The following is a 14,033-nucleotide window of genomic DNA, read 5'->3' on the forward strand; positions in this document are numbered from 1 at the left end:
TTACTCCTTCATAAGCTCTTTTAAAAATTTAATTGTTTTTTCCACAGCTTCCTTCTTTCGCCGCTCTATCTCTTTTAAAGTAGCTTTTGCAAAGTCTTCTATCTGTGTTTCAGTTTCTATCGTGTAAAACTTATCTTTAAAAAGAATTGTAACAATACCCTTTCCGTTTCCTGCACTTGAAGCAACGCAGATATCTGCTTTTGTCTTTATTTTCAGCGCCGTTGAGAGTTCACGGGTTACTTTTATGTTTTCCTGTTCATTGTAAACTTTAATACCCTTTAACGTAAAAGAAGGTTTTGGAAGTTTTGCATCTAAAAATATCTTTGCTGTTTCAACAGAAGGGATGAAAAGAACGGAAATAACAGATATTGGAAGTGGATTTCTAACATAGGGAGCGGAAAGTTTATGAACGGTCATTCCTATTTCGCAGTGGGTAAAGCATTCAGCAGAGACAAAGGTGAAATTGTGGGATTTTGGCATCTACAAACTCCGCTGTTAATTTTCTCTGAATTCTTTTTATGAACTCTTTTATTCCAGGAATTTCGCTTTTATAATGTCCTATATCTATGTAACCGATTTTATTAACAGAAAATCTAACAGCCGTGTGGTGAACGAGGTCTCCGGATATCACCATATCAATATTTTCTCCAATTACTTTCTCAATGAACAAAGGAAAATTGAATCCACAGCCGCTAAAAAAGGCGATTTTTTTTACTCTTTCAGACGGGAAATAGTAGTTTATAGGTTCTGGAGATAAGGTTTTTATCGCATTTTCAAGAAGCTCTTTTACATCCGTCTCTTTTTCAACGTAAACTCCTATGCTGGAATCAAACTTTTTAATTTCAGTGAATCCGAAATTTTTCGCAAGCTGAAAATGACATCCCCATTCTATAAAGTCAAGTGGTGTATGAACAACAAAAACCGGAAAATCGGGTGTAAAAAAAGGTTTATGGTGAGAAATAACAACATCGTAGCTGGAAAAATTGCAAAACGGTAAAAGGTCAACAACAACAGCTACTTTGTTTATTTGTTCAGGCTTCTTCTTCCCGTACCAGCCGTAAAAATCCCCTTTCATTTTATAATTTTCAGGAACAAGTTCTCTAATGAAATTTTCAAACTGATACCAGTTCAAATTTAAGCTCCTCTATGGTCTGGTTTATTACCTTATCTATATAATTCCCATCTACTTCTGCGTTGGAAACACAAGATACGGTAATTACCGGAAACATCGTTGTTATCTCAAGAAATGAATTGCCATTTTTAAAATTGAAAAGAATATTTTCAGAAAAAAGCAGGTTTGGTACTGCGTAAAGAACTCCGTTTTCCTCTTCAATCCTGTCGGCTGTTTTCCTTGCAATTTTCACCGAAAGAGTCATAGTTCCAGAAGTTTTATAATTTTCACTTTTAAGTTTTATCTTAAAATCTGCTTCTTTTTCTGCAGGTAGCAGCATATCAGCTGAAGGTTCTTCACAGATCACGATTTTTCCTTTAAATCCTTCAACCTTTCTGCGGTTAACCTTTGCACCACCAAAACCGGTAAGGTCAATAATCAGGTCAAATACAGTTTTTCCACACGGTTTTTTGAAAGGTGAAATCTTCTCAACTTCTTTCTCTTTATCTATAAGAAAGATGTTTTCAAAGTTCTTTTTGAGAAATTCTCCTATAAAGATACCGTCAAGGTATCCTCCGACGATTAGGAGATTTTTTCCTCTGAAGTTTTTTAAAGTTTCTGCTTTTTTTCTTGAAATTTCTCTGGCAATATCTAAAAAAGATAGATTTGAGTAAACGGTTTTTGTTTTCCTTGTGATTCCACGATGAGATGGGGTTATTCCCACCCTTTTTAAGAGATTGATAGTGTCAAGGAAAATTGCAGTTTCTGTTGAAAGCCGGTGAAAGTGGTGGGGAGGAGAGGAAACAGCAGAAAGTATGTTGCTGTACCTGTCAACAATAACGGTAAAAGCCCCCGAACCAGGCAGGCCAAGTCTTCCCCTTGCAATAAAAAGTTCACAGTCTGAGACATATTTCCCGGAAAGTGCCTTTGAAAGAGCCGGAATTTGTGTTAAATCAAAGTATTCTGTAGGTATGGATATTTTTTCAACCTTTTTTATCCCAAACATTGAAAGTGCGTGCTTAAAAGCTTTAAACTTTTCTACGTTATCTGTTACTATTCCAATTTTACTGTTTAGTATCAGTTTTTTAATAGCTGCTGTTTCCTCTTTTTTATCGCCTTTTCTGTTTCCCGAGATTGACTCAAGAAACCCTTTCTTAAACGGATAGAGGTTTTCTGACATCTGTTTCAAAGCCCTCTTTTTCTAAGATTGGTAAAATCTCTTCCAGGATGCCAACGGTAGGAGAACCAACTCCTTTAATCAGCAGGGGATAATCTTTTGGAACTACTGTGGCTATGTTTGTTGCTCCGCTTTTTACAGCCGGAATTACTCCATCTTTTCCGATAGTTGGAAATGGAACGGTAAGTCTTTTAAGATTAGGTATAATTTCTTTTACCTCTTTTATAACCTTTAATTGAAGTTTTAAAGGTGCAAAGGGGGAATCTTCCATTGGCGTATTTTTGTAAGGATGAAAACCCATTACAGGAACTTCATCAACCTCTATCTCTTTCAAAAACTGAATATGGATTTTTCTATCTTCATCACTTTCACCTATACCGACAAGAATACCGCTTGAAAGTTCAATGCCAGATTCCTTTACAAGAAAACATACCTTCATACGTTGCTCTAAAGAATCATCAGGTTTTAGTTTTTTAAACAGATTTTTATTCATCGTTTCAAGATTGCAACATATTGTATCAACGCCCGTAATTTTAAGAAGTTTTATCCTTTCTTTATTTAAATCACCGCCAATGTTTATTAAAACTTTTAGCTTTGTGAATTCTTTTATTATTTCAAGGGCAGAGAGAACCTTTTTAAAGTTTCCGTAACCAGCAGATACGCTTACTCTTTTAATTCCGCTTTTTTCAATGAAAATCGCTGCTTCTTTTATCTCTTTTCTTTTTTTCTCTGTAAGGAAAAAATATCCATCAAAGGATGTACCTACTGCAAATCCACAGTAGGCACATCTGCATATAAAAGAACAGTAATTGCTAACATGAATAGTTGACGTTATCTCTATCATAAAACTTTTACTTTTAAGCTCCCAACACAGATTTAATACGTTCTATCGCATCTTCAACTTCAATGTTTAAAAGTCCTATATTGGCATCGGCTTTAATTACACATACAAGAATAGCTCTTCTTCCAGCCTTCTTTGAAAGAATGTTCTGTTTTGAGCACCTTATAAGGGCATCTTCAAAATCACCGGCCTCAACAACTTTAGAAAGTCTTTCAGATGTACCTACCACAGCAGCTGACATGGCAGCAAGTTTATCAGCACTCAGTCCTCCTTTAAGCATTGTTGATACAACGACCTGACCATCAGGAGTTGCAACAAGAGCACCGAGCATATCAGCGCCAAGAGCGTCTGCAAGGTCGGATAATATTTCTTCAAGCATTTCCCTTTTACTTGCCATAATTACCTCCGGAATACTGTTTCAGTAAAAATTTTAATCTCTTTCAGATATACCTTCATAGAACTTTTTCCATGATTCTCTTAAAATTCCTTTTAAAACATCGTCTCCTACAAGGTCTTCCATATATTCAACAAGCATTGGTGATGGAGCGGACATATAAACAGAGTCGGAAGGTTCAAATTTTTCCGCTTCTTCAAGAACTTCCGGGATAAGTTCTCCTATTTTTTCAAGAATATCAACAGCTGTTACTGTAAGTGGTTGCTCATTTTTTTCAAGAATCATTGATTTAAGGGAATCTTTCATGGCATCAACATTTAATAGTTTTATAAGACCTGCAAACCCGTATCTTGCAACAATGCTTGAAACAACCTGAAGTGATTGGGCTATTTGAAACTCTGTCATTGAACGCTTTGTCTTTAAAACATCCCTTGCTATCCTGTAGTATTCAACAGCACCGGTAAATGCTATCGCCGTGGTAATGATTCCCATATCTCCAACAGCGGATACAAGTTCTGCAGGGAGAAGATATACCTTCTTTCCAGCATCAATGGCAAGATTTTTCAGGTTATCTATCTGTTCCTGTGTTACTATCGGTTTTTTAAGAAGTTCATTTGTAGCTATAAGATAATGCTTGTGCTGTGGAGTGCCTGGAATAGCAGCAGGATGCATTGTTGAAAATCCTATATCTTCTCTTCCTTCCATAAATATTATATTTTGAAGATAAGAGTTAAGAACAAGAATTGACATTGTACATGTTGTGCAGATTACTGCGTTCTCTGCAAGATGTGGGACTATTGTTTCAGCAACTTTAAAAGTTATTCCACTTCTGAAAGGGGTAAAAAGGATTGCAACTTCAGCACCTTTAGCCGCTTCAACATCATCTGTTGTAAGTTTCACTCCCGCTTTTTCAACCTTATCAACTATTTCACGGGGGAGTTTCTCAAGGTGTGGGTCAGCGAGAGTTACGTCATACCCGGCTTTTGCAAATTCTATTGCCATTGCTGAACCGCCGTAAGGAGGTTCGCCTCCAAGCCTTTCAGGCACCCTTAGCTTGTTTAAATAATAATTAAGACTCCCAAATCCATAAACTGTAACCTTCATAGGCACCTCTTTAAAATAAGGTTAATATTACTTCATTCTACCACAATTATTAAGAATGTTTTATACAAGCTTAGATTCTTTCAATTTTTTACAAAACCGCTCTTTCTCTGAATATATACATCCGCAGTACTGTTGTCTGTATAAGTTAAGTTCTTTGGAAATCTCTATTCCTTTTTTCCATCCTTCTCTAAAGTCCTTATATAAAAAAGGAATATTAAATTTTCTACCTGCAAATTCTCCTATCTCTTTTAGTTTGTCATGGTACTGAAATTTACTGAAAAGTAATGTGGAAGTGAAAAAATCAAATTTTCCTTTTTTCGCAACACTTGCTGCAGTTTCAAGTCTTGTTTGATAGCATAAATAGCACCTGATAGGTTTTATTTCTCTAAAAGCTACCATCCTGAACCACTCTTCAAGATTGTATCTATCCAGATATATCGCCTTAATCTTCTCTTTATCTTCCAATTGCCTTACTGTTTCCATTCTTTTTAAGTATTCTTGATATGGATGAATATTTGGGTTAAAAAAAAGCCCTGTAATTTCAAAACCTTCATCTTTTAACAGCCTGATAGGATAACATGCACATGGCGCGCAGCAGATATGCAGAAGGAGCCTTTTCATGACTCAAGCTCCACATCAAGGTCTGTCTTTACAGTGTTTCCGCCGGCTTTTTCTGAAAGTTCTACCGCTTTAAGTGCTCTATCTATTATTTCATCCTCATGCATATCAGACCTTGCAACTGAAATTCCAACGCTTACAGTTGTTTTAAACCCGCTTTCTCCGACTTTAATAATCAACTCCTCCACAGATTTTCTTATACGCTCTCCAATTCTTATGGCATGTCCAAATGTTGTTCCTGGAACGATAATTCCAAATATACCGTCGTCGTAGTAGCAAATCACATCATTGGCTCTGAGAAGTTTTTTTAACTTTCTTGCAATTTCATCAAGAATAGTATCGGTGATCTCTTTGGAGTATTCTTTTACAAGATTCGGAAAGTTATCTATTTTTATCATTAAAACAGCAAAAGGATAGTTTCTTTCCCTGTAATCTCTAAATATATCTTTTAAAACTTTTTCAAAACTACTCTTTGTGGCTATTGATGTTAGGAATTCTATTAGTGCATTTTTTTCGGTCTCTTTTAATTTTTCAGAAAGTTTCTCTACCTGCGCTTTTGATTCTTGCAGTTTTTCCTTTAAAGAGCAGTTCTGTTTTTTTATCTCTTCTATGTTTTTTAGAACAGATTCCAGGAGAAGTTTTATACCCTTAGTATCTGCAGTTTCTATTGTTTTTTTAAATTCTCTGCTCTTTTTTTCAAGCAGCTTGTTGTGATTTTCAAGACTTTTTAGAACTTCTGAAAGTTCTTTCTCTATTTCTGAAGCTATTTTAGAAACGATTTCCCTATCTGCCTTATTTATTTTGAGTATGGTTTCTTTGATTATATCCTCATCAGGATATTTCTCTTTGAAGAGCCCTATGATTTCAGGGTCTGAATATTCTTTTCCAGATTCATAAATATAGCAGAAGATTTCAAACCACATATAATAATTAAACGGAGTTAGGGGAATGTTGTTTCTTGATAAAAATTTTATCTCTTCTTTTGCTATTGCTGTTATATTTTGAAAGTCCTTTGAAGTTAAAGGTTCTCCGTTGTTTATTTTTTCCATAAGTTTGCAGGATATTCTTTCTTTACTCATTGTTCTTCTCCCATACAACGTTTATACCGGCTGCTTCCATAGAGTTCTGGAAGGGTAAACTTCTTTTTGAAACTGTTATTTCAATCTTTTCGCAATTCCATTTTCTATTAATATTATTAATAACTGTTTCTGTAAAATCTTCAAGGTAGATAAACTCTTCGTTAGAAGTTCTTACAAGAAGGTTGTAAAGCTCCTGATAATCAACAAATTTTTCCGATAAAACTTTTATATCAACTTCAACTTCAACTCCAAGTTTTCTCTCCTCCTCATATACGCCACATCTGATATGTAATTTACATTTTCTAATAAATACAGTTACTTTTTTCAACTGCTACCCTCTCAACCTCTTTTATCAATTTTTCTACAACTTCTTTTTCGGGATATTTTCCTATTATTTTACCCTGTGAGAAAAGAATAAAAGTGTTTCCCGCAGCTGCAATCCCTACATCTGCAAAGGATGCTTCTCCAGGCCCGTTCACTGCACAGCCCATTACTGCAACAGACACAGGAGCTTTTATATGTTCAAGAGCTTCTTCAATTTTAAGTGCCAGCTCTGGAAGATTAACAACACACCTTCCACAAGTAGGGCATGAAATAACATCTACCCCTACTTTTCTTAAGCCGAGGGAAGATAGAATTTTAAAAGCTACTTTGACTTCCACTTTTGGATGAGATGAAAGAGATACCCTTAATGTGTCACCTATTCCTTTATAAAGAAGTATTCCTATGCCTGTGGCGGATTTAACCGCTCCAGAGAGAACTGTTCCCGCTTCTGTAATGCCTATATGTATGGGATATTTACACTTTTTTGCAAAAAGCTCATTTGCAATCACAGTTGTTCTTATGTCAGAACCTTTAAGAGAGAACTTCATGTTTGTGAAGCCTTCATCTTCAAAAAACTTCATGTAATTTAGAGCGGTTTCAACAACTGCCTCAGGCGAAGGATGTCCATATTTGGCAAGTATGTTTTTTGGTAAAGACCCTGTATTTACACCTATTCTTATAGGAATGTTTCTCTCGGTAGCTACTTTTATAATTTCTCTTACCTTATCCTGACTTCCTATGTTTCCCGGATTTATTCTTATTCCATCTGTACCTTTTTCTATTGAAAGAATTGCAAGTTTATGGTCAAAATGGATATCTGCAATAAGAGGTATAGAGATCTTTTCTTTTATTTTCTTTATATTTTCTGCAGCTTCTTTTGTCGGAACCGCCACCCTGACAATCTCACAACCAACCTTTTCAAGTTCCTTTATCTGATTAACCGTTGCCTTAACATCTTCTGTAAAAGTATTTGTCATTGATTGAACAACAATGGGATTCTCACCGCCGATAGGCACATTGCCTACATATATTACTTTACTTGTTCTTTTTTTTATCCACACTTTTTCCTCTTCACAAAAGCTTTTAAGGGGTTAAATTTTTCTGTATGAAAAAGATTATAGCTAAAAATTTCTCCACAGGTGCGAGAGATTATAAAAAATTTGCAACCATCCAGAAACTTTCCGGAGAAAATCTCGCCTTTTCTCTTGGAAAAATATCCGGTTCTGTTCTTGACATTGGAGCGGGAAGGGGAGAGCTTTCCCGTTTTTTTGAAGATTATGTAGCCCTTGATATTTCGCCTAAAATGTGTGAACTTGCGAAAGAGAATGGGGTTAAGAAAGTTGTCTGCTGTAATGCTGAAAATTTACCTTTTGAGGACAGCAGTATAGACAATGTTGTTTCAAATTTTGCACTACAGTGGATGGATGTTGAAAAAGTTATAAAAGAGGTGGCAAGAATCATTAAAAGCGGTGGGATTTTTGGGTTTGCCGTTCCTGTAGAAGGTAGTTTATCAGAGCTTTTTACCGCCTGGCAGAAAAGTTTTATTATTTATAAAGGAAAGCAGGATAAACTTTTCCAATTTCCTTCTGCCAATCTTTTTATCTATTGTCTGCGAAAGTATAACTTCAGGGTGTTGAAAAGAGAAATCAAAACTTACACAGTTTTAAAAGACTCTCCTTCTGAAGCTTTAAAGCTGATTACAGGTATAGGTGCAAGAAATCCTTACAGAAAAACTTACTTTTATCCAGGAAAGGAGTTCTACAAAACTTTTAAAATGTTTTTTGGGAAGCAAAGCAGAAAATTTCCGATAACTTACAACGTTTTGACAGTAATTTCCATTGCAAATTGAGATACTTTCTAAAAAGGTATAAATTAATAAATCGGGAAAATAAAATTAATGCAGGTATAAGGATGACTCCAAGAGAAAGAGATATTTTACTTAAAATAATTGAACTTTATATAGAAACAGGAGAGCCTGTTGGTTCAAGAACACTGCAAAAGAAGTATTCTATGAGTATCAGTCCGGCAACTATAAGAAACGTAATGGCAGACCTTGAAGATAAGGGTTTTCTTTATCAACCTCACACTTCTGCTGGCAGGCTTCCGACAGATGAAGGGATTAAATACTACATTAACTATCTTCTTTTTTCTACAGGAGAAACTGATACCGGGATAACAGCCCAATTGATAGATTATCTCAAATCTTCAAAAAAGCACTCCTTTGAAGATATATTTAATGCAGTTCTTAAGTTTTTGACAAAATCAACAGGTTATGTGAGTCTTGGAATCAATTTTGCCATAGATGCTTTAATTGTAAAAGAGATTTCTATGGTGAATGTTGCGTCTTCAAAGGTTTTAATAATTATCGCCTGTGAGCCCGACTATGTAATCCATCAAATATTTCCGATAAATGTTGAAACATCCCTTTTATCTAAAATCTCAAGAGAGCTTACGGCAAAGTTTAAAGGAAAACCGCTATCTTCGGTGAAAAAAGAAATCATTGAGGAGATGGATAAAATACAGAATGAGTTTATTGAACTTTCCTTTACTCTTAAATCACAGATATTAAAAATGGTAAATAGTGTAAATGACGTTAAAATTACAGGAACTTCAAACGTTTTTAATGTTATAGATGATGATTTAAAGAGACTTCAAGAATTGATAAAAATTTTAGAAGAAAAAAAGACTTTGCTTGAAACTTTTGAAAAACTTATTGATACTACCAACAAAATAACAGTTATTCTTGGAACAGATACAGAGATTGAAGCTCTTGAACCTTTCAGTATTGTTGCTGCAAAATATTCTGTCCGCTCAAAAGATGCAGGACTTGTTGGAATAATGGGGCCAAAGAGAATGGATTATTGTAAGATAATCCCTGTGGTTGAAAACGTTTCAAAGGCTCTATCTCACATTTTAAGCAAATCAAACGGCAATCAGGTGTTATAATTTTTCATCTTAAATTTTCGGAGGCGTAATGTCAGTTAGAGTAAGATTTGCTCCAAGTCCTACAGGGTATATGCATGTTGGTAATGCGAGAACCGCTCTGTTTAATTATCTTTTTGCAAGGCATCACAACGGAACATTTATTTTAAGAATAGAAGATACAGATGTAGAAAGGCACAGTGAAGATGCTGTAAATGTTATATATGACGCTTTAAAATGGATGGGACTTGACTGGGATGAAGGGCCCTTAAAAGGTGGAGATTTTGGTCCCTACAGGCAATCTAAAAGGATGGATATATATCAAAAGTATATAGAGATTTTGAAAGAAAAAGGGCTTGTTTATGAGTGTTTCTGCACAAAAGAAGAGCTTGATAAGATGAGACAGGAGCAGCTTAAAAGAGGGCTTCCTCCAAAATATTCCGGTAAATGTCGCCATCTAACAGATGAGGAGAGAGAAAAACTTAAAAAAGAGGGAAGAAAACCTGTATTGAGGTTTAAAGTTCCTCAGGATAGAACTGTTATATGGAAAGACCTCGTTAAGGGAGCTATCTCCATAGGTGCTGACCAGCTTGGTGGAGATTTTGTAATTGTTCGTTCAAACGGAATGCCGGTTTACAACTTTGTGGTTGTCATAGATGATGCCCTGATGGAAATTACTCATGTTATAAGAGGTGAAGACCACATCTCAAATACTCCAAAACAGATACTTCTTTATGAAGCTTTTGGTTTTAAAGTTCCAGAGTTTGCCCATCTTCCAATGATACTTGGTGAAGATAGAAGTAAACTTTCCAAGAGGCACGGTTCAACTTCTGTTGCAGAGTTTAAAGAAAAAGGTTATCTGCCTGAAGCATTTACAAACTTCATTGCTCTTCTTGGCTGGTATCCAAAAGATGGAAAAGAGATTCTCTCAAGAGATGAGCTTATAGAAAGATTTGATATAAAAGATGTTAACAGTTCTCCTGCAATTTTCAATTTTGAAAAGTTAAACTGGATGAACAGAGAATATATAAAAGCTTACGATATTTCAAAGTTAACAGAGCTTATAATTCCCTATCTTGAAAAAGCCGGTTTTGACATTGAAAAATTTGATAGAAAATGGCTTGAAAAGGTTGTAGAAGTAACAAGGGATTATCTTACCGTTTTATCCGATGCTCCAACTTATATGGAAACCTTCCTTAAAGATGAGTTTGAGATTGAGAAAGATGCTGCCGAGTTTATGGATGAAGATAGGTTAAATGTTGTTGAAAAGTTCCTTGAGAAAGTTGAATCTCTTGATGAGATAGACGGAGATATTTTTAAGAAGATTGTTAAGGAAACTGGAAAAGAGTTGAAAGTTAAAGGGAAAAATCTTTTTATGCCGATTAGAGTGGGACTTACAGGTAAAATGAAAGGTGTTGAGCTTGATATACTGGTTTCCCTCCTTGGTAAGGATAGGGTTATAAAAAGGCTTCATCATGCAATATCAAAACTTAAAAGGAGAGAACCATGAGAAAGAAGCTACTTTTAGGAGCGGTGGTTTTAGCTGTCGGAGTCATCGCCGGCTGCGGTCAAAAACAGGAAACTACAACAAAAGCAACACCTTTGTGGGACAGAAACTGTGCCCACTGCCATAACGGTAATATGGCAGTAACAAAAGATACGATTCTTGCAAAACACAAGGACAAAGAGCAGTTCCTGAATGCTGTAAAGGAATTTGTAAGTGCTGGAAGAATGCCTCCAAACCTTCCTTACGGTCAGGTTGCTGACGAGCTTTATAAGTAATTTGCTAAGGATAAAGGGATATCCCCTTTATCCTTTGTTCTTTTTATTTCCTTGAAAATAAGTATTTTTGCCTTTCTCTTCATAGGAACATAAAGGATTTTTGCACACGATTTTAAATCCGCTTAAAGTTATCCTTGCTTCAAGAGAAGAACCGCATTTTGGACACCTACCATCAGTGGGTATTTTAAAAAGACCGTCAAAAAGAAACTTTTTAATCATCCTTTTCCTCCTTTAGAATATCTGCAAAAAGTTCTTCTATTGTAAGGCTGAAAAAAGGTGGTTCAAATTGTCTGTCGGGTGTAAAGAAAAATTTTATTTCAATGGTTGAAACTAACGGATAGATAAGAATTTTTCGTTCTTTTTTCTCAAGTTTTATAAAACCAAAACTTTCAAGGATTTTAACGTCGTTATAAACATTTTTGTAGTTTCTGTTTAATCCTTTTGCAAGCTCGGATATGCTAATGCCTTCTTTATATCTCAAAAAGTAAAGTATATCTATTCTTTCTGGCGAAAACACCCTATAAAATTCACGGTAATCGTTAAATACTAAAAAGTGACTCTCCTTTGAAGAAACACTTTTCTTCCATCTTTTTTTTAGCAGTTCTGCCCTTCTCAATGTTGAAAAAAAGAAAAACTTAAAATGTTTTAACTTTCTCAACTTATGAACTCCTGAAACATTTTATTGTTTCTACATTAATTTTATACGGATAAATTGTATTGTTCAATGGTTTTGCAACCATAATAGAGTTATTTAATGGTTTTAAATTTCAAACAATCATCTGAAAAATTAAAGGAGATATTCATTGCTCTACAACTTTTCTAGGGGTAGTGCATTTTTTAAATTTTTCAAATGAAGTTTTATGAAATCATGAAGTTATTTTTACAAAAAATCCGATTTTAGTTACAGCCTTAAGTTTAACTGCATGTAGCTTAAAGAGTTTCAATGTTTGATTTCCATTTTAAAACCATAACAAAACATTATGGTTTCAAAGCTATACCAGCATCTGCTTTATTACTGGATATACAAGGCACTAATTGATATTTGGCTGCTAAAAAACCGATAAAATGAAGGTTAGTCCATAAATAGAAATAAGAATCCTATATATTATAGGGGTAGGATGCTTCAAGCACCGTGTAATCAATCTCTATCCTGCATCAGACTTTATAGTGGCTGAATTTTCCGAAAAAGAGTGAAATTTTTGCTTGTTAAAATCTCTACAGACTCTAAAAAAAACTGTCTAAAGGAGGTAACCATGGTGGACAAAGTTGAGGAAAAGAAAAACTGTGAAATGGTAGAAGATGTAACTGTCCTAAAAGTTCCAAAAGATGAAATACCGGAGCTGATTCTCAGTAGTATGGAAGAACGGGTAAAAGTTATTGAAAAACTAATAGAGGAAAGTGAAGAAGGGGAAAAGGAAAAATTGGTGGAGAAAATTAAGACGGCAAGCTATTCAATTGATACTCTTGCTCAAATTTTTCAAAACACAAGACTTCTTATAGGGGATTTAAAAGAGCTGGTTCAGATTACCGGAGAACATGAACTTAAAAAACTTCAGATTGAAGGAGAAATGGAAAAGATTATAAAAGACACCGAATTCCGAATCACCCATGTGAAAGAAATTACAGAAACTGTGAGAATTCAGGTATCGGTTCTCAAGGAAATAGCCTTAAAGCTTATTGACTGGGCTATGAATTACAGCTTTTCAGAAAACGAGCAGGAAAATTTCTCAAGGAAAATGGAGATAGTTGATAGAGCCAACACCATAATTGATAGATCAACTTCAATAATAGAGAAGCTAATTACATCTTGATGGGGTAGTGATGATGACAAAGACGGAAAATGTAAACATCCGTGAAAAGATGGAGGAACTTGACTTTCTACTCCAGGAGATAGAAGAGAAGCTTGAAGTTTACTCGTCTGTCTATTTTACTCTATTTGACCGGTTTAAATCTGTTGTTTTTACGACTCAGAAGCTTCAGGAGAAGGTAAATAAACTGATAGAGATGGGACTTGACTTTACAGTTACGAAAGAGGCGTTTAAATCCTCTAAAAAAGAGGGTTTTTTTACAGCTATTATCAACAATGTTCTTCCTTTGGGATTTGCATTTTACTACAGTTATAAAGCACAAAAAGAGCAAGAAGATTGGGAAAAATACCTGAATGAGAAGCTTTCCACAATAAAACAGTGTCGTGAGCAGCTTATGAACCTAAAAGATGAGCAGATAACTTTTGCCAGAAATTATGCTGATGAAATGATGAAAAAACTTACCGATAGTTATCCCTATTTCTATCAGTATGAGATAACTGCGGAAAATTTCTACTTTTTTGAGGAAAGGGTAAAACCTTTCCTTATGAAATCAACAGGAACTTACTATAAGCTTTTAAGATTGAGAGCTTTAACATCCTACGTAAAGGTGCTTGTGGAGAATGTAAGGAACGGTGAATTTCTGGACAGGAAAACAGCTTCTGAAAGGTTTATTGCAGAGATTGCTGAATTCCCTTATAAGATGTTTGAACTGTCAGGTGGTGAAGAACCGATTAAAAGGAAGATTTTAAATTCCGGACTTCTGTTCTTTTCATTAAACGAAGATTTTTCTGCCTCTTTTGATCCCTGGAGAAATTACAGAAAAAAGATAGTTAAACTTGCCAGGAAAAGAGGTATAAAGATTTGAATTGGGAG

At 35.0% G+C, this 14,033-nt stretch carries 18 protein-coding genes; 6 read left to right on the plus strand and 12 right to left on the minus strand.

Annotation, left to right across the window (positions count from 1 at the left end; translation table 11 throughout):
• From CHB58_RS08235 to ispG, 10 genes are read right to left on the minus strand one after another with little or no spacing between them, the layout of a single operon-like run.
• Entirely contained in the window at positions 1–480 is a 480-nt protein-coding gene (locus tag CHB58_RS08235; RefSeq protein ID WP_089323632.1) for a FeGP cofactor biosynthesis protein HcgF family protein, read from the minus strand.
• Complete coding sequence (locus tag CHB58_RS08240; RefSeq protein ID WP_089323633.1) at positions 443–1,132, minus strand: Nif3-like dinuclear metal center hexameric protein; 690 nt, start codon at positions 1,130–1,132, stop codon at positions 443–445. Before CHB58_RS08240 ends, CHB58_RS08235 begins: the two co-directional genes overlap by 38 nt.
• Positions 1,113–2,291: a FeGP cofactor biosynthesis guanylyltransferase HcgB family protein gene (locus CHB58_RS08245; protein WP_089323634.1), complete on the minus strand. Its 1,179-nt coding sequence runs from the start codon at positions 2,289–2,291 to the stop codon at positions 1,113–1,115. The genes CHB58_RS08240 and CHB58_RS08245 overlap by 20 nt, the downstream gene beginning before the upstream one ends.
• On the minus strand, positions 2,266–3,132 hold the full coding sequence (gene hmdB, locus CHB58_RS08250; RefSeq protein WP_089323635.1) for a 5,10-methenyltetrahydromethanopterin hydrogenase cofactor biosynthesis protein HmdB: 867 nt from the start codon (positions 3,130–3,132) through the stop codon (positions 2,266–2,268). The genes CHB58_RS08245 and hmdB overlap by 26 nt, the downstream gene beginning before the upstream one ends.
• 13 nt (positions 3,133–3,145) lie before the next feature.
• Entirely contained in the window at positions 3,146–3,526 is a 381-nt protein-coding gene (locus tag CHB58_RS08255; protein ID WP_089323636.1) for a roadblock/LC7 domain-containing protein, read from the minus strand.
• Positions 3,527–3,559: 33 nt separating this feature from the next.
• Complete coding sequence (locus CHB58_RS08260; protein ID WP_089323637.1) at positions 3,560–4,627, minus strand: H(2)-dependent methylenetetrahydromethanopterin dehydrogenase-related protein; 1,068 nt, start codon at positions 4,625–4,627, stop codon at positions 3,560–3,562.
• A 60-nt stretch (positions 4,628–4,687) separates the two neighbouring features.
• Complete coding sequence (locus CHB58_RS08265; RefSeq protein ID WP_089323638.1) at positions 4,688–5,248, minus strand: epoxyqueuosine reductase QueH; 561 nt, start codon at positions 5,246–5,248, stop codon at positions 4,688–4,690.
• A complete protein-coding gene (locus tag CHB58_RS08270; protein WP_089323639.1) occupies positions 5,245–6,324 on the minus strand; it encodes a GGDEF domain-containing protein in 1,080 nt (359 codons plus the stop codon). Before CHB58_RS08270 ends, CHB58_RS08265 begins: the two co-directional genes overlap by 4 nt.
• Complete coding sequence (locus CHB58_RS08275; protein WP_089323640.1) at positions 6,317–6,652, minus strand: dihydroneopterin aldolase; 336 nt, start codon at positions 6,650–6,652, stop codon at positions 6,317–6,319. The genes CHB58_RS08270 and CHB58_RS08275 overlap by 8 nt, the downstream gene beginning before the upstream one ends.
• Positions 6,627–7,709: a flavodoxin-dependent (E)-4-hydroxy-3-methylbut-2-enyl-diphosphate synthase gene (gene ispG / locus CHB58_RS08280; protein WP_245807373.1), complete on the minus strand. Its 1,083-nt coding sequence runs from the start codon at positions 7,707–7,709 to the stop codon at positions 6,627–6,629. The genes CHB58_RS08275 and ispG overlap by 26 nt, the downstream gene beginning before the upstream one ends.
• A 44-nt stretch (positions 7,710–7,753) precedes the next feature.
• Here ispG and CHB58_RS08285 point away from each other — a divergent pair, with 44 nt between their 5' ends.
• The 4 genes from CHB58_RS08285 (at position 7,754) to CHB58_RS08300 (ending at position 11,352) form a co-directional block, all read left to right on the plus strand.
• The gene (locus tag CHB58_RS08285) at positions 7,754–8,497 is read left to right on the plus strand and encodes a methyltransferase domain-containing protein (RefSeq protein WP_089323641.1); all 744 of its coding nucleotides are present in this window, start codon (positions 7,754–7,756) and stop codon (positions 8,495–8,497) included.
• A 62-nt stretch (positions 8,498–8,559) separates the two neighbouring features.
• On the plus strand, positions 8,560–9,594 hold the full coding sequence (gene hrcA / locus CHB58_RS08290) for a heat-inducible transcriptional repressor HrcA (protein WP_089323642.1): 1,035 nt from the start codon (positions 8,560–8,562) through the stop codon (positions 9,592–9,594).
• A 28-nt stretch (positions 9,595–9,622) separates the two neighbouring features.
• Positions 9,623–11,080, plus strand: a complete 1,458-nt coding sequence (gene gltX / locus CHB58_RS08295) for a glutamate--tRNA ligase (RefSeq protein WP_089323643.1) — start codon at positions 9,623–9,625, stop codon at positions 11,078–11,080.
• A complete protein-coding gene (locus CHB58_RS08300; protein WP_089323644.1) occupies positions 11,077–11,352 on the plus strand; it encodes a lipoprotein in 276 nt (91 codons plus the stop codon). Before gltX ends, CHB58_RS08300 begins: the two co-directional genes overlap by 4 nt.
• 27 nt (positions 11,353–11,379) lie before the next feature.
• On the opposite strand, the gene CHB58_RS08305 is transcribed toward CHB58_RS08300, so the two are convergent.
• A complete protein-coding gene (locus CHB58_RS08305; RefSeq protein WP_089323645.1) occupies positions 11,380–11,571 on the minus strand; it encodes a hypothetical protein in 192 nt (63 codons plus the stop codon).
• Entirely contained in the window at positions 11,564–12,010 is a 447-nt protein-coding gene (locus CHB58_RS08310) for an HVO_A0114 family putative DNA-binding protein (RefSeq protein WP_089323646.1), read from the minus strand. The genes CHB58_RS08305 and CHB58_RS08310 overlap by 8 nt, the downstream gene beginning before the upstream one ends.
• Positions 12,011–12,605: 595 nt before the next feature.
• Here CHB58_RS08310 and CHB58_RS08315 point away from each other — a divergent pair.
• Together CHB58_RS08315 and CHB58_RS08320 are read left to right on the plus strand one after the other, a co-directional pair.
• The gene (locus CHB58_RS08315; protein ID WP_089323647.1) at positions 12,606–13,163 is read left to right on the plus strand and encodes a hypothetical protein; all 558 of its coding nucleotides are present in this window, start codon (positions 12,606–12,608) and stop codon (positions 13,161–13,163) included.
• A gap of 13 nt (positions 13,164–13,176) precedes the next feature.
• Positions 13,177–14,025: a hypothetical protein gene (locus CHB58_RS08320; RefSeq protein WP_089323648.1), complete on the plus strand. Its 849-nt coding sequence runs from the start codon at positions 13,177–13,179 to the stop codon at positions 14,023–14,025.
• The last annotated feature ends 8 nt before the right edge of the window (positions 14,026–14,033 follow it).

This window comes from Desulfurobacterium atlanticum (assembly GCF_900188395.1).
Taxonomy (GTDB): domain Bacteria; phylum Aquificota; class Aquificia; order Desulfurobacteriales; family Desulfurobacteriaceae; genus Desulfurobacterium_A; species Desulfurobacterium_A atlanticum.